Raw genomic sequence first — 21,484 nt, 5'->3', positions numbered from 1 at the left:
ATTCCAAGCAGCTGGCGGCGGCAAGAGCGATCCTAAAGAATGCTCCTCTCGCGCAGTGACTCAAACGTTAACATTAAGTCCAACTACTTTAAACTAATCAAAGATTCAAATTACGATAGCATATCGTTTTTCTCGTTCTTTGTCAGTGACCCAGCATTCATGCTTGGTTTGTAAGTAGAAGTCACAAGTGTTTCGAAAGACGCAAGAAGCCTCGTCTATCTACTATGGACGGGGCTATCTGAGGTGGTTTGGTGCGGGAGATTTCCCCCATTAGGAGGCTGGTGACTGTTTTGCTGTTAGGTTTGTATAGAGTGAGCTCCGTTAGCTAATAGAGTACCATTTATGAAAAGTCCGCCTGCCCGTTGGTATGATTAGTTAACAAATTAATCATTCAATCATTCATGAGATATAAGCTAAAGCTATTGGTTTAAAACTTCTCCGCAATTAATTTAGCTGGAATTTATCCCGCTATTTAGACGGTTTATTTGATTTCGAACAATTTAGCTGGAAAATTTCCCTTTAATTCCTTATTTCTAGTCCGAAATGAAGTAAAAGGGGTGAATTAACAGGAAAATTTCCAGCTATTTCACTTGAGAAGCGGTTATCGCTAATTTAGCGGGAGAAATTCCATGTACTCGGTTTGAACTTGAAAAATGCTGTACAAGCGCATCCAGATTATTACTTTAAAGAAACGGAAGCGCAGCCAGACTATTGTTTTGAAGAAACGGAAGCGCAGCCAGAACATTGTTCTGAAGAAACGATAGATTCTCTTTGGCAGCTCAGTTCGATACTGGTAGTCCTAGCAGAGTGGCGTAACTAATTTCCAGCAGTCGCTTCTTCACGGAATCTTGCTGGCGTAGTGTTCATCAGCGCCCGGAAGGTCCTAGTAAAATAATGGACCGATCCAAATCCGGTCTCCTCTGCAACGGCTTTAATCGACAGCTCAGAATGGCGAAGCAGATGAGCGGCCTGTCGTACCCGCTGCAAACGGACATATTGCGAGTAGGATTCATAAATATGCGCAGAAAATATCCGGGATAAGTGCCGAGAGGACACGTTCATATGAGCGGCAACTTTGCCGAGTGAAAGATCGTCATCTGACAAATTGTCGCGGATATAGAGCTTAGCTTGCTTGAGAATCAGCGCGGAGCTGCGATAAACCGAGGGTCGATCCACAGCCTCTCTTCGTCCGAAAAGGGACACAAATGAAAAAAGAAGTGCACGGGCTAAATCAGGCAGAGAGGATTCCGGTATGGCCGGCTGGCCATCCGACCGTATAAGCAGGGAACGCCAAAGCAGCGCGGAAGGCAGCTCGTCGCCATCCTGCTTGCAGACATCAGTCGTCTCGGCCAGCAGCTGGAAGGCTGAGCGAACTTCATCTGAACATTTGCTTTCATCAAGCTCGAAGGCTACGTAAATTAGCTGCATGCCGTCAAAGGACTGAATCTGGTGCGTAATATCCGGCCGCGAACAGAACAGGCTCCCTTGACTTAACGGATAAAGTACACCGTCATCTAGATAAGTTCCTTCACCGGACAGGACGTAACAAATTTCAAAAAAAGAATGCTTATGCAGCGAATTGCTGAAATGCCGGGGGTTCAGCCCCCAATAATGAACCGTGAATGCGGCATCGGCAGCTGTAATCCGTGCGGCTTGCCTATTCAGCCGGGCTTCGCTCTCAATCCAGTGGTACAAAATACATCCTCCTCTTCATGATGGCGTAAAAAGACAAAAGGTTGGCTCTATCAGCTAAAGATATGAATACGTCAACAAGTCATAATATACATATGGTTAACAAAACTAAAACAAATGGAGGAACTATCATGATTAAAGCACAGGATGTCGATTTTTACAACGAACAAGGGTATCTGCTGGTGAAAGGCGTATTTAATCAAACAGAGGTTGAGGAAATGAGGTTGGCAGTCGGAAAGATCATCGACCGTGCGGCCCAAGTACAGAAGGATACGAATCATGCGTGGCAAGGAGATTTTTTGCCGAAGGAGGAGCTAAAGAAGCTTGTGCTTAAAGGCTTTCACGATGTGCAGTATCACGATGCTTCGTTCATGCGGGCAATCGTCCATGCCAATATGACAGCCGTTCTATCGCAAATTATTGGACCCAACGTTCAATTGCACCATTCCAAGATGCTGGTCAAACCGCCGGAGAATGGAGCGGCTTTTCCGATGCATCAGGATCATCCTTACTTTCCGCACCAGCAGCATACCATGCTGGCCGCCAGCGTTCATCTGGACGATGCGAATGTAGAGAATGGTTGTCTGCATGTAATTCCGGGCTCCCATAAGCAAGGTGAGATTCCTCATATCGGCAAGCATTACTTGAATGCCAAGGAATATCCGATATCGATGGGCACTCCTTGCCCGGCAGAAGCCGGTGATGTTCTGTTCTTCAACTATTTGACGATTCACGGTTCACCAGCGAATCTCAGTGACCGGACACGGCGCAATGTACTGTTCCAATACCGCAGCGCTACGGATTTTCCATCGGAAAACACACATATTAACTGGGGCCAGGGCCTGATGGTTTGCGGAGAGAACCCGAACTTCGACAATGCCAGCCCGAAATACAAGATTGAGGAATAAGCAAAAATGTAGAAGTAGAGAAGCATACAATGGAAGAGAGCAGGGAGTGTCCCTGCTCTCTTCCATTGTATTTAGGAGGATCACTCCTATGTAGTTAGGTTAGTGAGGCTGTGTTCTCGGCCTATTCAAACTAAATGCCGGCATAGCGCAGCAAGAAAAAAACCTCCACAGCGATCCAGGATCGGCGTGAAGGATTAGGTTTGCTTTTAAATGTACACATGCTGAATTTCATAATCACGTTCGATCGACATATCAATAAATTGATCATCGATTTGGATAAGTGGACGGAAAAATTCAGTAGGGTGCGTCATGATGATCATGCCGCTCTCGCCGCTGACGAGGTCGATCTTCTTGCCAATGAAATTAGGCATCATATGCTTGATAAAGGTATGCGCGGTATAAGGATCCAGCTCTTTAAAGCTTAGACGGTAAAGCTCCTTAAGCACGAATAACAAATCTCTTTTCTCCTGATAGACACGCTGTGAGATCATGGCACTGTAAATATCGACGACGGCAATGATTTTGGCTACGGGATGGATTTTATCGCCCGTAATGCCATGGGGATAGCCTGTCCCGTCGTTTCGTTCATGATGCTGAAGGGCGCCAATGGCGACAAACGGCTCATCAAATGATTTGTTAATAATCTCATGGCCATAAATTGTATGCTTCTTAACTTCTTCGAACTCTTCATCGCTTAGCCTGCCCGGCTTATTCAAGATATCGTCCTTAATCCGGCATTTGCCGATATCATGAAGAAAGCCAGCTTTGCCGATTTGAGCAGAATCCTCATCGGTATATCCGACCCAAGTGGCTAGATAATAGGATAGCATGCCTACCTGTACGGAGTGCTGGTAGGTATAATCATCCTTCGTATTTAGCAGCAGCAGCATGGAAACGACATCTCGTTCCAACTGGAGATTGTTTAATAAGGGCTGAAGCATGGAGGAAACTTCGGAATCATCGATGACCCCTTGATCGGACGCTTTGGAAAATAAACTCTCGAAGCTCTTGACAGCGTTTTCGTAAATAGGCTGTACAGTCGGAAGCCATTTTGGGTTGATCGTGGATTCTAACGTGCGCTTCTCAGGTTCTGCAGCATTTCTTTCATCGATGTCGACATATTCAATTTGGTGTTGAAATAATCTTGATATCTCATGACTAAAAAGGATCGTTCCTTTGGAGAGTACATGAAGCCCGTAATTGTTAAACGTATCGTTGCTTAACTGGTCTCCATTTTGTAATTCTGTAACATGGACCCTCATCAAGACACCTCAATGTATTGTAATAACTAATGTACCTACAATAGTAACAATGAATGCTCAGATTGGCAATATGAGGATATTGGAATAGCGACTAAATACCTAATATTTCAGCAAAAATCGACCTTGTTTTTCGATTGAACTTATTATTCCATGAAAAACGAAGCGATTTTCAGTAGGACCAAAGACGATGGATGCAAAAAAGTTTGCGGGTGATTTGTTGTCACGCAAAATTACCCGCAAACTTTGATGGCTAGGGAATGAAAAGCTTTTAAAAATCGATTAGTTCATCGGTTGGATTCCAAGGTCCAAGCTGATGCCCCTTCCATTCGGAACCGTCCTCCCAAATCTCTTTCTTCCATATAGGAACCACTTGTTTTAAACGTTCGATTGCATATCTGCTCGCCTCATAGCAGCTGTTCCGATGAGGGGAAGAGACGGCGATGACAACGCTCGTTTCCGCTAAGCCAACGACGCCTATGCGGTGGCTGATCGCACATAAGGCCCCTTGCCACCGCTCCGCAATTTCATCGCCGATTTGCTTCATAGTCACGATCGCCATTGGCGCATAGGCTTCATATTCGAGCCTAACAGTGCGCTGGCCTTGCGTCCACTCGCGGGTCGTTCCGACAAAGGCGATGGCAGCGCCATGCTCAGGAACGATCACTTTGGCAAGAACAGTATCAGAGCTAATCGCATCCGGTGTGATAACATATCGGTCCGCTTGCTCTATAGCAGGCAACGGAAGTTCCTCTCCCCCTGAAACGGGAGGCAGGAGGGCAAGCTCGTCCGAGGCATGCAAAAGGGTATCTTCGGCGGCATAGGCGTGATTGCAAGCGATAAATGAAACATGGATGATCGCTTGATGTTCTGGATATATGGTTGATAGGGCTGTCTTCAAATCGGCAGCTTTCATCTGTCCTTCAACGCTTTCCAAGTTTATGATATCGGTGCCTAGCCGTTCAGGCAGCCCTGCAAATAATTGTATAGTCCATTGATATATCACGGTAGGATACCTCTCATCGTATAGGTTAAAAGCTGCTTCTAGAATATCATAATTGATGAAAAAATGTTATGCTGATACATAGACAGAAAGGGAGTGGGATTCATGCCGACATTGACGGATCGTTTTGGACGGGTACACGATTATTTACGCATTTCCGTAACTGATCGCTGTAATTTGCGATGTTTATATTGCATGCCGGAGGAAGGAATGGAATTCACAGAATCCGAAAATTTATTATCCTATGACCAAATCGTAGAGGTTGTGGAAGCGGGCGCGGCTCTTGGCATTACCAAACTGCGCATTACAGGCGGAGAACCCTTGATTCGACCAGGTTTGGACGGTTTAATTAGCAGATTGTCGGCTATTTCCGGCATTCGAGATATAGCACTTACTACTAATGGGATTTTTTTGGCGAAGCAAGCCGAAGCGCTTCGTGCAGCAGGCTTGAACCGAGTGAACATTAGCCTGGACACACTGGATTCTTCAAGATTCCGTTTTATTGCAAGGCGAGGCGAACTGAAAAGAGTGATGGAGGGCATTGAAGCTGCCGCTGCGGTAGGCTTTAATCCCATCAAGCTCAACTGCGTGCTTCTAAAGGAAGTCAATGAGGATGAAATCGCTGCTTTTCTTAGGCTTGCCTATGAACAGCCGATGCATGTTAGATTTATTGAATACATGCCGATCGGCCACGCCGACGAAAACTGGAAAAAGCATTATTTGTCACTCAATCGGGTATTAGAAGTAGCCGAGCAAGAGGGTTATGAGATTAGCCGCAGAACGAATGTACATGGCAACGGACCGTCTGACGATTGGCAGATGAAGGGGGCACGCGGCTCATTTGGCTTAATTCATCCCATCAGCGACCATTTTTGCAGCAACTGCAATCGGCTGCGCCTAACCGCGGACGGTTCGATAAAGCCTTGTCTTTATTGGGTGGATGAACTCGATGTGAAGCAAGCCTTCGGTAAGCCAGAAGAAATGCAGCGCCTGCTTCTAAGAGCAATGGACATTAAACCGGAGAACCATGAAATGGCGGCTAAACTAGCGGATGGCGCGCAAACCCATGTGCCGACGGAACGGCGCATGTCGCAAATAGGGGGCTGACGAGAACCATGCCAGACATTCATATCGACCATTTTGAGCTTGGCTTGTCTGTTACCCGTCCATTCGAGATGGCAAAGCTCGCAGGTGCCAGCTTCCCGATCGCTGACAGAGTGCCTGAGGCGAAAGGTGAGGCTTTTGATTGGCATAGCTGGTATTCCGGGTGGCTGCGGATGGCGGGCCAAGGAGTGGCAGCCGTAACGCCTTCTCATTTGATTGTTGAAGCTGCGGATACGTTCGAGGCCGCTATTCCATGGGAACAGCTTGGGCAAGCTGCCGTATTGTTCTCTATGAATGGAGAGCCTTTAACCAACGCAGGGCCCATTCGGTTGTATGTGCCTAACGGGAGCAGCAAATGCTTGAATGTTAAAAGCATCGTTAAGCTGAAATTTGATCATCAGCTATCTGAGCGGCAGTCAGAAGCCACCTATGGCTTTAAGCATACCTTTACTGCCCAAGATTTACGTATGAATAAATAGAATATTTCGCAGCGCTCGCAATAGAGCCAGAAGGAGGCGTGCATGGATTTGACAGATAGCTTTCGTACACGAGTAGTGCTCCTTCACAGCAACGACATCCATAGTCGACTCGAACATGCCGCCCAAATCGCTTCTTTCATTAAAGAAGAGCGGCGTACCTATGGCAGCGACCGAGTCCTCGCCGTAGACTGCGGGGATCATATGGACCGGATGCGGGTAGAAACGGAAGGCAGCGATGGAATTGTCAATGTGGAATTGTTGAATGATGCCGGCTATGAAGTAGCTACGCTGGGCAATAATGAAGGCTTAACTTATTCCTTCCAAACGATAGCAGACGCTTACGTCAACCGGGCTAACTTTGCGGTTGTTTGTGCCAACATGCATGATGCTGCGACTGGTGAGCTGCCTGACTGGCTGCTCCCGAATACGGTGATTGATAAAGATGGACTGCGTATCGGGATGATTGGCGTGACGGCGGCATTTACGGATTTTTACTCCCTGCTGGGTTGGCAGGCTAAAGATCCTATGGAAACGGTAAAGGAGCAAGTGTCGGAATTGCGCTCATACGTTGATGTGCTGGTCGTCATGTCACATCTGGGCTTGACTTTCGATCGTCTGATGGCTGAGAAACTGTCTGGCATTGACCTTATTCTCGGGGCACATACCCACCATTTATTGGAGGAACCGATAATCATCGGCCAAACGACGATTTGCGCAGCCGGCAAGTTCGGAGAGTATATTGGACGCGTGGAAATCGGAATTGATCCGTTAACGTCCCGTCCTCTGTTTCGAGCAGCCTGCATACCGACTGCAGCATTGGAGGAGAACCCAGGTGCTTCTGCTATTATTAGCCGATATCGCGAAACGGCGAAACAACGGCTTAACAAAGTCATTGCGACGCTCGACAAGCCGCTGCCAACTAGAGCCGACCAAGAATCTCCACTTGCCAATTTGCTGGCCGCAGGTCTGCGCCGTTGGACTGATGCCGAGATCAGCCTTGTCAATACGGGGCAACTGCTCGGTGGCCTTGCGCTTGGAGAGGTGACAGCTGGAGAATTGCATGCGTTATGTCCATCCCCTATTAATCCTTGTTTAATGATCCTAGCGGGATCCGAAATAAGGGAAGCGCTGGAGCAGGCGCTACTGCCGGAATTTATTCACAAGCCAATTAAAGGTTATGGATTCCGTGGAGAAGTGCTCGGTACGCTCGCAATTGACGGCATGACGGTCACTTATGATTCCTCTCGTCCGCCGCTCAGCAGGCTGATATCGGTTGAAGTAAGCGGAGATCCCTTGGCGGATGAACGCTTATATTCGGTTGGTACGATTGATATGTTTAGCTTCAAGGCCGGTTATGAGTCCTTAGCGAAGGCAGTTCAATACACGTATTATTTGCCCGAATTTTTGCGCGACGTGATCGCTGTTCAGTTGCAAAGCGCAGAAGCTCTTCAAGATTGTCATCGGCACAGATGGAATAACATCGCCACTTCGTAGGAAATATGGCTGGAATCGACATCATATGTCGAAATTTTGCATAAAATGGTTGCGATTTTCGCGATTTTCCCGTACATTAACATTACGAACGGCTTTTTCCGATGTAATAGTTAGCATATCTTTTTATGGGGAAGGATCGAGAAAATGCGTTTGTTGCCATTATCGAGATGCAGGCCCGGCATGAAGCTGGCCAAGAAAATTTTTTCGCAAGAGGGTTTGGTCCTTCTTGGCGAGAACATAGAGCTGACTGAGCGACTAATATTCCGCTTGGAGCAATGCGGAATTCAATATGTTTATATAACAGATCCGAGAACAGATGACATCGTATCTCCTTCCCTTATTAGGGAAGAAACGATGAAAACCGCGCTCAAGGAAATTCGAACCAGCTTCCGCGAAATGATGGATCGCCCAAAGCGCAAGAAGGGCGTGACTTATCCGTATATTGCCCAGCCATTTAAGCAGATGATGAACATGATCATCGATGACTTGTCGAGCCACAAGGATGCCATGATCATGCTGATGGATATGAGCTCCGTGGATCATTATTTGTATCAGCATTCCTTGAATGTTTGTGTTTATACGACACTGCTAGGCATGTCAAACGGCTACTCTAGAGAAGAGCTGACTACGCTTGGCATGGGGGCGCTGCTGCATGATATCGGCAAGACTCAGATTTCGATCGACGTGCTGAAGAAGCCGGGCTCTCTCTCGAAGGAGGAGTTCGATGCCATTAAGCAGCATGCGAAGATCGGCTATGAGTTGCTGAAGGATGAGCCTAATCTGCCACTGCTGGTAGCGCACTGTGCGTTTCAGCATCATGAGCGAATTGATGGCAGCGGTTATCCGCGCGGCATCAAGGGCGACGAAATCCATGACTACGCCAAATGGATCGGGCTGGTAGATTCGTATGACGCGATGACGACTAACCGCGTCTATAGCTCGCCTATGCTGCCCCATCACGCCATCGAGCGGCTTTACGCTGGGACGGGAACGCTCTATGAACAGCAAATGCTCCAGCTGTTCCGGGATAAGGTGGCCATCTACCCGATTGGAATTAGCGTAAAGCTCCAAACGGGCGAATCAGGCATCGTTTCCGACCTGAACTATTCTTATCCGCATCGTCCAATCGTTCGCGTGTTGTACAACGAAGCGGGCGAGGAACTGAAATCGCCATACGAAATCGATCTCTCGACACAGCTTACCATGATGATCGTAAGCGTGAACGAGGACATGACGGAAGTGCAAAGAGCAGCAGGTATTTAAAGGTTTAGACGCTTGGGGGCCGCGATGGCTCCTTTTTGCTTGTTTTTTTTGCCGTTTTATTTGCTTCCTTTGCAGCCTAGGATTACAATAAAAACAGAATGATTCATTCCAGATCATAAGTCAGGTGCTGAAGAAAAATGAACACAATCGATTTGCAACAAACAACAAGACCGCTTTCTGTGCTGTCGCCGACGAATGATCCGTGGGATCCGATTCGGTCGCTCCAGCAATATGGAAGACATCGTCTAACAAGTGTTGAAATGACAGTGACCAACCTTTGCAATATGCGCTGTGAGCATTGCGCCGTAGGAGATACACTTGTCATCTCAGAGCCTGCCAAGCTGCCGCTTAAGCAGATGCTGGATCGGCTGGATGAGGTTGAACATTTGGAGACGATCAGCATTACGGGCGGCGAGCCTACTTTCTCCGACCGTACGGTACGCGATTATATGGTTCCTCTGCTTCAATACGCACGCAGCCGCGGCATTCGCTCCCAAATTAATTCGAATGTAACGCTCCCATACAAACGTTACGAGCAATTAGCCCCTTATCTCGATGTTATGCATATTTCGTTTAACTACACCTCGCCGGAGGATTTCCATCAGATTGGATTTGCAAAAGCAGGTCATCATGTGTCGCTTGAAGCGGCAACTAAGCTCTACGACCGCATGATCGAAAATGCTCGGCGTTTAAGTGAAACGGGCGTACTTGTATCGGCGGAATCTATGATCAATTACAGAACGTACGACAAAATTGATGAAATTCATAAGCTTATCGTAGATATGGGCTGTCAGCGTCATGAAGTGCATCCGATGTACCCGAGCTCCTTCGCGAAGGATTTGCCGGTGCTCTCTCGCGAGCAGATGCTTAGCGCGATCGATCGGCTTCTTAAGGCTAGGGACCAATCGATATGGATGCTCTTTGGGACTCTTCCTTTCTATCATTGCAGCAGCAGCAGGGAAGAGCGGGAGATGCTGAGGAGATTATCGCAAGAGCCAAACGTGACCGTTCGCAACGATCCGGATGGACGCAATCGGCTTAACGTCAACTTATTTACAGGAGACGTATACGTAACGGACTTCTCGGATGTGCCTGCTTTTGGCAACATAGGCTCTGCGAAGCTGGAGGAGCTGTTCGACAAATGGCTGGAGCATTCTCTTGCTCAGAGCGTGAACTGCCATTGCCCAGCAGCCTCATGCTGCGGACCGAACCTGCTGGTCAAGGATATGTACTACAAAGATGTCAATTTTCACGAACGCAGTGCCGTGCTTGATTAAAGCTCGGGGAGCTAAGGTTTAAGAGCCGCCTAAAGTGCATATACAGTAATAGAGAGGAGGAGAAGATGTTGTCGATCAAGACCGTTATTTTTGTTGCATTGGGATTGCTGCTGCTCTATTTGTTTTTTACGGTCGGAGCCCCTTTCTTGCTTGCGCTTGTGGTAGCTATTTTTCTAGAGCCGCTCAATCAGCTGTTTATGAAGAGATTCCGAATGAACAGGCTCGTTTCGGCTACGATATCAAGCAGTCTGTTTACGATCATTCTCATCGGGCTCATTGCCTTGCTGGGCGTCAAAATCGTCGCGGAACTCGTTGCTTTTTTCAAGAAAGTACCGAATTACTTCGAGGATGCCAACGGCATGGTTGACGATTTAATGGTAAAAGCCCAATCGCTCTATCAAAATTTGCCGCCGGATACGATAGAAACGTTAGAGAAATGGTTAATGGAGCTAACGAGCACGCTGACGAAGATGGTAGGAAGCTTGTCCAATTCGGTCATCGCTTTCGCCTCTGGCATTCCGGGCATGTTTATCTTCTTTATTGTCTTTTTGGTAGCCGTCTACATGATGAGCTTCAGCCTAAATACGATGAAGGCAACCGTGTTGTCTTTGTTTGAGGAGAAATCGCAGCCTCAGGTGAACGCATTGCTGAATAACCTCAAAAAATCGATATTCGGTTTCCTCCGCTCTCAGTTTATTTTAAGTGCACTTACCTATATTATTTCACTTATTGGCTTGCTGGTACTAAACGTCAAATATCCGCTAGCCATCGCGCTGCTGATCATTATCGTCGATATTATGCCGATTCTTGGAACGGGCTCAGTGTTGGTGCCATGGGGAACTTACCTGATGCTGACCGGAGATACATACGTAGGTGTTGGATTGTTTGTCTTGTTTATTGTGATTACCGTATTTCGCCGTATCGTGGAGCCGAAAATTCTTGGCGATTCCGTCGGAATCGGTTCGCTTTCCGCGCTCGTCAGTTTATACGTAGGGTTTAAGCTGGTCGGCGTCATCGGCGTGTTTATCGGCCCATTAGTAGTCATCATTTATATGGCGGCACGCAAAGCCGGCTTATTCCAGATGAAATTCAAACTATAGCTTCTTGGTGCCCTGTCAAAGAGAATGGCCAAAGCGTATGATACTGCAAAATAGCAGTTCATATAGGAGGCATTCGAATCAATGGCACCCACGAGAGTAGCAATTGTCACCCCGGGTTCATTTCCTATCCCATCTTCTGGGAGCAGTTCCGTTGAGCGGGTGGTGGAAAAGTTTGCTCCGCTGCTGAAGCCTTATGCGGAGCCCCGAATTTTTGGAAGATTAAGCAAGCGGCTGCCCCGCTTAGGACAATTTAATGGCGTTGTTTGTGAACGGTTTTCAGCCGGCAGCAAGCAGCGCTATATTTATGAGGTAGGACAGGCGGTTAAACGTTTTTCGCCTCATGTCATTGATGTGGAGAATCGGCCGCAATTCGTGCTGACGATGAAGAAAATGAATCCAGGCAAGCGAGTATGGCTTTATTTGCATTCCTCCACCTTTATTTCCCCTTCTTATATTTCGCCTGCCAAGCTGCATCAATGCTTTAAGGCAGCGGATAAAATTATTGTCAACAGCGAGTTCCTCCGAAGAATCGTTGTGTCAAAAGCTCCTGAAACGGCTGCGAAGGTCCGTGTCATTTATCCTGGGGTTGAAACCGCACGTTTTCCTTCTCAATTTTCGGCTGATGGTGCCGCAATACGGGAGAGGCTGCGTCAAAAGAGAGGCCTCCAGGGCAAAAAAGTCGTTCTGTTTATGGGTAGACTCATTCCCCTTAAAGGGGTGCATCACCTGCTGAACATTGTGCCGCAGCTTGCCAAGAGCCACCCGGAGCTCATGGTCGTTATAGTCGGAAGCCCTTTTTACGGCTCGCATCGCAAAACCGCATATGCCCGCAAGCTTGAGAGGCTTGGACGCAAAAGTCCTGGCCATGTGCGGTTTGTTCCGTATGTGCCGCATTCGGAGGTGCCGGGCTGGATGCTCTCTGCAGATATTGCGGTCGTTCCATCCGGACAGCGCGAGGCGTTTGGGCTTGTAAATGTGGAAGCTATGTCTTGCGGAATTCCTGTCATCGCTACGCGGGCGGGCGGCATGAAGGAGATTATTCGGAATGGCGAAACAGGTTATTTGGTTAATCCAAGTCGCGTTGAGCCTGAGCTCCGGGAGAGGCTGAATCAGCTGCTTCACGATAAACAGCTGCGCCAGAAACTGGGCAAACGCAGCAGGGAGCGAGTGGAGCAGACGTTTACCTGGAGGCATACCGCCGATCGCTGGATAAAGCTGCTTAAGGAAAGCGGATTATAGCGAGGGTATATGATTTAAAATGCAGCATAGTGCTATTAAGCAGAAACCTCAGTTAATAGGGAATATTATGCAAACGATACGTACTGAGCATGCTCAGCACGCGCTGCGCGCTTGACGATGCTTTTCGACCGCTCCTTTGCCGGGCGGTTTTTTTTTCTGTCGCTTTGAATGAGTGGAGAGAGACAGCACGATGTATAGTTAATTGTTCCTACTTGTCATTGGAATGACTTATTTATTTCATTGAAAAATAAATAAAAATCTGCTATATTGAAAACGAGAATCGTTATCAGTGTAGCGGGGTTTTTTTTATGCCTTGAAAGAGCTCTACCATCCGGAACATGGAATTGAACGAGTTGTCCCGGTGCTAATTCATCCCAAGTATACATACAGAAAGGTAGTTAAACGATGTCTTCTCCAATGAACGCAAAAGCGCTGGCTGGTACGAAGCTGCGCACTAGGCCCCTTACGGCCACCATCATTTTGTTTGGAGGGATCGCTGCGCTTATTTTGTCCCTGGCCGTTTCTATTTCGGTCGGCGCGGCGGACATAAGCCTCTCTACCGTTTGGGAAGCTGTCTTCCACTTTAATACGGATAATATTCAACACCAGATTATTAAAGAGCTTCGGATGCCGCGCGCGATTGCTGCCGCCTTAGTCGGAGCTGCATTTGCCGTATCAGGCTCTGTCATGCAGGGCATGACCCGAAATCCTCTGGCAGATTCCAGCTTGCTTGGCATTAACGCAGGCGCAGGCTTCATGCTGGCTCTTTGTTTTGCGTTTTTCCCGTCAATATCCTATCTTGGACTTATGTTTGTCTGTTTTCTTGGTGCCGCGGTTTCCATGGGACTTGTGTACGGTATCGGCTCTTTGGCCAAGGGGGGGTTAACCCCTGTGCGACTCACTCTTGCCGGAGCAGCTGTAGGCGCTCTGTTGCTTGCCATTACGGAAGGTATCGCAATCTATTTTAAAATCGGCCAAGATTTGGCTTTTTGGTATGCCGGCGGCGTAGCAGGTACGAAATGGCTGCAAATCCAAATCGTTTCTCCATGGGTGCTTGGTGGTTTGATAGCTGCCATGGTTTTATCCCGATCGATCACGCTGCTGAGCTTAGGCGATGACGTAGCTGCGGGGCTTGGTCAACGAACTGGACTCGTCAAAGCAGCTGGCGTCATTATCGTCTTGCTGCTGGCGGGTACGGCTGTATCTGCCGTTGGCTCCATTGGTTTCGTTGGCTTGATTATTCCGCATATTTCGCGTTTTCTTGTTGGGGTGGACTACCGCTGGATTATTCCTTGCTCGGCCGTTCTCGGGAGCCTGCTGATGGTGCTGGCTGATATTGGCGGGCGTATCATTAATCCGCCGCAGGAAGTAGCTATTGGTGTGATCATCGCTGTCCTTGGTGTGCCGTTCTTCCTCTATCTTGTTACGAAAATGAAGGGGGAATAGGCATGGATACCTTGTATATAACCGCTACCGAGCAGCGTAGAAGAAAGCGTGCCGTTCTTGTGATGTCCGTGCTCAGCACATTGATCGTTATTTCTTTTATCATTAGTATGAATACGGGCTATATCCGTTTAGCGCCACTCGATGTATTCAAAACTTTATTTGGTTACGGTACTGCCAAGCAAGAGCTGATTCTCTTTGATTTTCGGCTGCCGCGTATCGTTATTTCGATCCTGATCGGAGCAGGCTTTGCCGTCTCCGGCTGCATTATCCAAGGCTTGTCGCGCAACCCGCTAGCCGATCCTGGTTTGCTTGGCATTAACGCGGGGGCTGGACTTGCCGTTATTATGTTTATTTCTTTCTATCCTACTACGCAAAAAGGTTCCATCTTTCTAATGCCGTTTCTTGCGATGATTGGCGCTTCACTCACTGCATTGCTTATATTTATTCTTTCGTATAAACGGCATCGCGGTTTATTACCGACAAGGATGATCCTTGTTGGTATTGCTGTAGCGGCCGGCATCGGCGCGGCCATGCAAATTTTAATTTTGCGTCTGACGCCTGAAAAATATCAATTTTTCGCCGTATGGATGGCGGGAAGCATTTGGGGAACCAACTGGAAGTATGTCCTGGCCCTGCTGCCATGGCTCATTGTTATTTTTCCATTCGTGATGTATAAGGCGAAAGCCTTGAATGCCTTGAACTTGGGGGATCAAATGGCCGTTGGCCTAGGCGCGGAAGTGAACAAAGAAAGAGCATGGCTGCTTGCGGCTGCTGTCGGGTTAGCAGGTTCTTGCGTCGCTGTAGGCGGCGGCATTGGCTTCGTTGGTCTAATTGCACCGCATTTGGCCAGAAGGCTTGTTGGCCCGCAGCATCAGGCACTCATTCCTGCATCGGCATTCGTAGGCGGGTTGCTTGTTATCGTAGCGGATACGCTGGCACGCTGGGCATTCCAGCCAAATGAAATTCCGACGGGTATTGTCGTTGCGGTCATTGGTGCGCCTTACTTCTTATATTTGCTATCACGATCGAAATAACCTAAATAGATCTTTATTCTAATCGCCGGAGCAGTGTGCTCCGGCGGTTTTTTTTGAAATATAGGTGAGGATATTATTTCATTATCCCTTCTCTACATTGCCGCCAAAGGACGGCAAAGCCGTTTCATCTTGGTTTGCTGCCAAGGCTGCGGGCGGATAAATGTCATCCTAACGAGTAGCCAGCCCATGGGTAGGTGCATATATTACCTATGACATTTCAGGTGGGAGAAGGAGAGGACTATGACGAAAAGCAGAAAAGGGAAGAGCCCGAAGGGGCGAAAGCCGCTTTTTTATGTTGATAATCCGAATGCTTCCGAGTTAAAGTGGCTGGATGATTTGAATAAGAAGAAAGCTGCAGCATTAGTGAATGCAGCTAAAACATCCATAACAAAGCCGGATGAAGAAGAAACGAAGGCGAGTATTAACGCCGTAATGTCTGTTCTCGAACCTCCAGTGGAGTTGGAAGAAGCTGATCTGGTCTACAACGAGCTGGCCTCCGTTGAGCAGGAAGAACAGGCAGCCATTGATGAGCTGGTGGAACAGATTGAGGAGCTTAGCTTGGAAGAGAAGCTGGAAAAAATCGAAGAAAAGAAGGAACCTGAAGGACCAGCGGGATTCATTTATACCGATGATTTGGTGGATTGGACCGTGACGGCAGAAAAAATTGCGCCTGGGGCTATCGACAGTACGAAGCTGGCCGCGGGCAGTGTGCAGGCAGAGGCGTTGGCGGATTATGCCATTCAGAGCATACATTTGGCTAACGGTTCGGTCAACTCGAGCAAAATCGCTAACGAATCCATTACAGGCGAGCACTTAATAAGCAATGCAATATCTGGCGATAAACTGCTGGATCATTCCATTACGGGGAGTAAGCTGCATGATGGCAGCATCACGTCCGAGAAACTGGCTGATCGAACAATCAGCACGGATAAATTTGCAGAAGGCTCCATTGAATCGAAGCATTTGAAGTCGTTTCTCGTGACGACAGAGCTGCTTGCCGATCAAGCGATTACCGCTGACAAAATCAAAAGCGGGACGATTCGGCCGGATAATTTGGCCAATGACATTATTAATAATTCGAAGCTGGCAGAAGGAGCCGTTACGGAATCCAAAATCCGCAATGGCGCTGTTACCAGCGAGAAGATCACAGCGGATACGATAACCGCTGAACATTTAAAGCCAGGCGTTATATTAGCAGAGCATGTGGCCGTAGGTGTTATACAGGGAAAGCATTTGGCCCTGGGCGAAATCGAAGCCGATCATCTGGCAGCAGGAGCCATCGGAACAAGAGAACTGCAGGCAAAGGCAGTCGAGGCCGTACAATTGGCGGACGAATCGGTGTCTTCGTCGCACCTCCAGTCAGCAGCCATTCTAAGCTCACACATCGGCGCAGGGCAAATAACAAGCGACCATCTCGCTGATCATTTGGTCAATTCTTCAAAGCTTGCCGATCAATCCGTATCTACGATTAAGCTGGTTGACCATTCCATCACCATATCGAAGTTGTCCGACCAAAGCGTGAATGCCCAAAAGCTTGCCAACGAATCGGTGCTCAATCGCCATTTGGGGCCAGTCAGCATCACTTCTGACAAAATTGCGGAATCGCAGATATTGTTTTCGCATTTGGCAGCCGATGCAGTAAATACGATGCATATCGCAAACAACGCCATTACTCGCGAACATTTGCAAAATAGAATCATCGACGAGCAGAAGCTGGCTCCAGGCGCGGTAAAAGAAGAGCATATTGGCGCTCAGGCAGTCGGCATGCCTCAATTGGCGGATGGTTCTGTTTCAAGAAGCAAGCTTACCGACAGCGCAGTTGACGGCAGCATTTTAGCAAATGGCTCGATTGAAACGCGGCACTTGCAGGATGAGATTGTGACCTTCCAGAAGCTGGCGCCGGAATCATTAAGGTCTTATCATTTCTCAGCAGGCGCGATTACCGAGGAAGCCATTTCAGATGAAGCGGTGAGAGGCGAACACTTGAAGTCTGGCATCATCGAGAGACGACATCTTGCGCTGGATGCTGTTGATAATGATAAGCTTCAGGATAGTTCCGTAACGAGCAACAAGCTGGCCCAAGGAGCTGTGACCGAGCGCTATATCGCTCCAGGAGCTGTATTCTCGCATCACTTGGCTGATCATGTTGTGAACTCGCTTAAGCTGTCGCCGGAGTCGGTTACAACCGATAAGTTGACGGATTTAGGCGTTTCTACCGCAAAGCTTGCCGATGGAAGCGTCACAAGCGTAAAGCTTGCGCCGCAGGCGGTTTCCACTTCCCATATCGCTAAAAAATCAATAACTGCCGAGCATATCCAAGTTGCAGCTATCGGTCCAGAGCATATTGAACCGCAAACCATTACTGCCAGCCATCTCACAGAGCAATCGATCGTCAGCGAAGCACTGCAGGACGGCTCGGTTACACCAGCGAAAATTGCTTTCGGGGCAGTACAGTCGAAGCAAATTGCTGATGAGGCCGTGCACAGCCGGCATTTGGCCACTGCCTCTGTACTTGGCATTCATTTGGGACAGAGCAGCGTGCACAACGCCCATCTGGCGGATGAATCGATTACTTCGGAGAAGCTAAGCGAGGGAAGTATTGGAACTGTACAGCTGAAAAATGGTTCTGTGGGAGCAGAAGCGCTCCAGCATGGAGCGGTTACAGGGAATCATATTGCTGATGGAGCGGTTACGACTGACAAAATTGCTGATTTTGCTGTCAGCTCAAAGCAGCTTCAACCGAAATCCGTCAATGCTGCCCATTTGACAGTTGGCAGCATTGGAGAAAATGCGCTGCAGAACGAGTCGGTAACGCGAGATAAGCTTGCGCAGGATTCCGTTTCCAGCGAGCATGTGCAATTGGAGTCACTTGCGGGCAAGCATCTTAAATCGGATACGATCCAGGGATACCATATCCGTAAAGGCACCATCACCTTTGCTCATTTGGCAAGCGATGTGCTTTCTTTCGATAAAGTAGCCGATGAAACGATTCTGGGCAGCAAGCTAAAGCAAGGCTCCGTCAGCAGCAAGCAATTATCTGCTAACAGTATTCGTACAGAGCAGCTTAACGATGGCGCAGTAACCCGTGAGAAGCTTGTGGCGGACGTGATCGGAAGCGGGCAATTGGAAGCCGGTTCTGTACGAACGGATCATCTGTCCGCAGGAAGCGTGACTTCGGCAAAACTAGCCGAGGGCTGCGTAGGAACGGATCAGCTCTCAACCGGAAGCGTGACGTCGGCGAAAATAGTGGAAGGCAGCGTAGGAACGGAACAACTTGCATTTGGAAGCGTGACGATGGCGAAGTTGGCTGTTGGGAGCGTAGGAGAGGAACAGCTGTCATCAGGAAGCGTGACGACGGAGAAGCTAGCGGAAGGCAGCATAGGAACAGGGCAGCTGATAAACGGTAGCGTCACGTCCGCGAAGCTAGCTGGCGGAAGTGTTGGAACGGATCAATTGTTGGCAAGAAGCGTGACGACGGAGAAGCTGGCGCAAGGCAGCGTAGGAACGGAACAGCTGTCAACTGAAAGTGTAACGTCAGAGAAGTTAGCTGAAAGCAGTGTAGGAACAGATCAATTAGCAAGCGGAAGCGTGACGACGGAGAAGCTGGCGCAAGGCAGCGTAGGAACGGAACAGCTGTCAACTGAAAGTGTAACGTCAGAGAAGTTAGCTGAAAGCAGTGTAGGAACAGATCAATTAGCAAGCGGAAGCGTGACGACGGAGAAGCTGGCGCAAGGCAGCGTAGGAACGGAACAGCTGTCAACTGAAAGTGTAACGTCAGAGAAGTTAGCTGAAAGCAGTGTAGGAACAGATCAATTAGCAAGCGGAAGCGTGACGACGGAGAAGCTGGCGCAAGGCAGCGTAGGAACGGAACAGCTGTCAACTGAAAGTGTAACGTCAGAGAAGTTAGCTGAAAGCAGTGTAGGAACAGATCAATTAGCAAGCGGAAGCGTGACGACGGAGAAGCTGGCGGAAGGCAGCGTAGGAACGGACCAGTTGTCAATTGGAAGCATAACGTCAGAGAAGTTCGCTAGTGGAAGTGTAGGAACGGATCAGTTAGCAAACGGAAGCGTGACGGCGGAGAAGCTGGCGGAAGGCTGCGTAGGAACGGATCAGTTGTCAATCGGAAGCGTAACGTCAGAGAAGTTAGTTGAAAACAGCGTAGGAACGGGTCAGTTAGCAACTGGCAGCGTGACGACGGAGAAACTTGCTGGTGGGAGCGTAGGAACGGAACAGCTGTCGGCAGGAAGCGTGACGGCATCGAAGCTAGCGGAAGGCAGCGTAGGAACAGAACAGCTTGTGACCGGAAGCGTGACGAGGGATAAACTAGCTGGCGGGAGCGTAGGATCGGAACAGCTGTCGGCAGGAAGCGTGACGGCATCGAAATTAGCGGAAGGCAGCGTAGGCGAGGAGCAGCTGTCGGCAGGAAGCGTGACGGCATCGAAGCTAGCGGAAGGCAGTGTAGGAGAGGAGCAGCTGTCGGCAGGAAGCGTGACGTCCGTGAAGCTAGCGGAGGGCAGCGTAGGAGAGGATCAGCTCGCGACAGGAAGCGTGACATCCGTGAAGTTGGCTGGTGGAAGCGTAGGCGAGGAACAGTTGTCGGCAGGAAGCGTGACATCGGCGAAGCTGGCTAGCGGCAGCGTAGGAACGGAACAGCTGGCAGAAGGAAGTGTGACTTCCGCGAAGCTGGCTGGAGGGAGCGTAGGAACGGAACAGCTGTCGTTAGGAAGCGTGACAGCATCGAAGCTAGCGGAAGGCAGTGTAGGAACGGAACAATTGGTAGCTGGAAGCGTAACGTCCGTGAAGCTAGCTGGTGGAAGCGTAGGAACGGAACAGCTGGGAGCCGGAAGCGTGACCTCCGCGAAGCTAGCTGAAAACAGCGTAGGAGCGGAGCAGTTGGTAGCTGGAAGCGTGACGTCCGCGAAGCTAGCTGATGGAAGCGTAGGAACGGACCAACTGGGAGCCGGAAGCGTGACCTCTGCGAAATTAGCTGGTGGAAGTGTAGGAACGGGCCAGATCGCGAATGGAAGCGTGACGACGGAAAAGCTAGCGGAAGGCAGCGTAGGAACCGATCAATTGGAGACCGGAAGCGTGACAACTGGGAAGCTCGCAGAAGATAGCGTGGGAACGGATCACTTGACGGCAGGAAGCGTTACGACTGACAAACTAGCAGAAGGCAGCGTAGGAACGGAGCAGCTCGCGACCGGAAGTGTGACGTCCGCGAAGTTAGCTGTTGGAAGCGTAGGAACGGAACAGTTATCGGCAAGAAGCGTAACGGCATCGAGGCTAGCGGAAGGCAGCGTAGGAACGGAACAGTTGGTCACCGGAAGCGTGACATCCTCGAAGCTTGCTGTTGGAAGCGTAGGAACGGATCAACTGGGAGCCGGAAGTGTGACGACGGCGAAGCTTGCTGTTGGAAGCATAGGAACGGAACAATTGACGAACGAAAGCGTGACGACGGCGAAGCTTGCTGTTGGAAGCGTAGGAACGGATCAACTGGGAGCCGGAAGTGTGACGACGGCGAAGCTAGCTGTTGGAAGCGTAGGAACGGATCAATTGGCGAGCGAAAGCGTGACTTCAGCGAAGCTGGCTGTTGGAAGCGTAGGAACGGATCAATTGGCGAGCGAAAGCGTGACGACGGCGAAGCTAGCTGTTGGAAGCGTAGGAACGGAGCATATTGCCCCAGGCAGCATAACAGCAGATAAACTCGCAGCCGGCTTGCTTCCTGATTATGCTTCGTATGGTGCTACAGCGGCCTCAGCGACACAATTAGCTGATAACTCGATTTCTGGAAGGCATATTCAGCAGCAATCGATCGAGCTTTCGGCACTGCGTTTTGCTCCAGTCATTGCAAGCTCCGCTAGCGGCGTCGTTATGCAGCAGTTTGGTTTGACGCCATATAGTTTTGCGGTTCAAGCAGAGCAGATCGAGCTGATCATAGCCTTCGATGAGCCTTTCGTTGACAATCGTTATGTCTTGACAGTGACCACTGATAATCCGGCTTGTTATGCCGTCGTTCATTCGAAGGCTGCTGATAAAGCGGCTATCATTATCATCCGAACACGAATTAGCCAGGAGCCAAGAGGCCATATTAACTGGATCGCAATCGGTAAAGCATAAACGAACAGCATTAAGCCGCTTCGCAACGTCTTAAACGACCCCGCGAAGCGGCTCTTTGTTATGAGTGGT

General features: G+C 49.1%; 14 protein-coding genes. 11 read left to right on the top strand and 3 right to left on the bottom strand.

Annotated elements, in window-relative coordinates; all coding sequences use genetic code 11:
- Positions 1-816: 816 nt before the first annotated feature.
- Positions 817-1,695, bottom strand: coding sequence for an AraC family transcriptional regulator (locus tag FJQ58_RS16865; protein WP_139995464.1), 879 nt, complete (start codon positions 1,693-1,695; stop codon positions 817-819).
- 128 nt (positions 1,696-1,823) lie between these two features.
- Between FJQ58_RS16865 and FJQ58_RS16860 the strand changes: the two genes are divergently transcribed.
- A complete protein-coding gene (locus FJQ58_RS16860) occupies positions 1,824-2,600 on the top strand; it encodes a phytanoyl-CoA dioxygenase family protein (RefSeq protein WP_139995462.1) in 777 nt (258 codons plus the stop codon).
- Between the two features lie 206 nt (positions 2,601-2,806).
- Here FJQ58_RS16860 and FJQ58_RS16855 read toward each other — a convergent pair whose 3' ends face one another.
- Positions 2,807-3,862 (bottom strand): HD-GYP domain-containing protein, encoded by a 1,056-nt coding sequence (locus FJQ58_RS16855; RefSeq protein WP_139995460.1) that lies wholly within the window; start codon positions 3,860-3,862, stop codon positions 2,807-2,809.
- 268 nt (positions 3,863-4,130) lie between these two features.
- Complete coding sequence (locus FJQ58_RS16850; protein ID WP_139995458.1) at positions 4,131-4,865, bottom strand: molybdenum cofactor biosynthesis protein; 735 nt, start codon at positions 4,863-4,865, stop codon at positions 4,131-4,133.
- Positions 4,866-4,967: 102 nt separating this feature from the next.
- On the opposite strand from FJQ58_RS16850, the gene moaA reads away from it, so the two are divergent.
- From moaA to FJQ58_RS16800, 10 genes are all read left to right on the top strand, one after another.
- Positions 4,968-5,969, top strand: coding sequence for a GTP 3',8-cyclase MoaA (gene moaA / locus FJQ58_RS16845; RefSeq protein ID WP_139995456.1), 1,002 nt, complete (start codon positions 4,968-4,970; stop codon positions 5,967-5,969).
- Between the two features lie 8 nt (positions 5,970-5,977).
- Positions 5,978-6,445 carry a molybdopterin-binding protein gene (locus FJQ58_RS16840; RefSeq protein ID WP_139995454.1) on the top strand — a complete coding sequence of 156 codons (468 nt, stop codon included), beginning with the start codon at positions 5,978-5,980 and terminating at the stop codon, positions 6,443-6,445.
- A 42-nt stretch (positions 6,446-6,487) separates the two neighbouring features.
- Positions 6,488-7,939, top strand: coding sequence for a bifunctional metallophosphatase/5'-nucleotidase (locus FJQ58_RS16835; RefSeq protein ID WP_139995452.1), 1,452 nt, complete (start codon positions 6,488-6,490; stop codon positions 7,937-7,939).
- A gap of 144 nt (positions 7,940-8,083) precedes the next feature.
- Positions 8,084-9,202: an HD-GYP domain-containing protein gene (locus tag FJQ58_RS16830; protein WP_139995450.1), complete on the top strand. Its 1,119-nt coding sequence runs from the start codon at positions 8,084-8,086 to the stop codon at positions 9,200-9,202.
- 137 nt (positions 9,203-9,339) lie between these two features.
- A complete protein-coding gene (yfkAB, locus tag FJQ58_RS16825) occupies positions 9,340-10,479 on the top strand; it encodes a radical SAM/CxCxxxxC motif protein YfkAB (RefSeq protein ID WP_139995448.1) in 1,140 nt (379 codons plus the stop codon).
- Between the two features lie 65 nt (positions 10,480-10,544).
- Positions 10,545-11,579, top strand: a complete 1,035-nt coding sequence (gene ytvI, locus FJQ58_RS16820; protein ID WP_238404095.1) for a sporulation integral membrane protein YtvI — start codon at positions 10,545-10,547, stop codon at positions 11,577-11,579.
- 81 nt (positions 11,580-11,660) lie between these two features.
- On the top strand, positions 11,661-12,818 hold the full coding sequence (locus FJQ58_RS16815; protein WP_139995446.1) for a glycosyltransferase family 4 protein: 1,158 nt from the start codon (positions 11,661-11,663) through the stop codon (positions 12,816-12,818).
- A 405-nt stretch (positions 12,819-13,223) separates the two neighbouring features.
- A complete protein-coding gene (locus tag FJQ58_RS16810; RefSeq protein ID WP_139995444.1) occupies positions 13,224-14,264 on the top strand; it encodes a FecCD family ABC transporter permease in 1,041 nt (346 codons plus the stop codon).
- Positions 14,265-14,266: 2 nt separating this feature from the next.
- Positions 14,267-15,298: a FecCD family ABC transporter permease gene (locus FJQ58_RS16805; protein ID WP_139995442.1), complete on the top strand. Its 1,032-nt coding sequence runs from the start codon at positions 14,267-14,269 to the stop codon at positions 15,296-15,298.
- Positions 15,299-15,538: 240 nt separating this feature from the next.
- Positions 15,539-21,415 (top strand): WIAG-tail domain, encoded by a 5,877-nt coding sequence (locus FJQ58_RS16800; RefSeq protein ID WP_139995440.1) that lies wholly within the window; start codon positions 15,539-15,541, stop codon positions 21,413-21,415.
- The last annotated feature ends 69 nt before the right edge of the window (positions 21,416-21,484 follow it).

The sequence above is a fragment of the Paenibacillus paridis genome, assembly GCF_006345825.1.
GTDB classification, from domain to species: Bacteria; Bacillota; Bacilli; order Paenibacillales; family Paenibacillaceae; genus Pristimantibacillus; species Pristimantibacillus paridis.
Note: the sequence above shows the minus strand (reverse complement) of the source record. Positions and strands in the feature narration are given on the sequence as shown.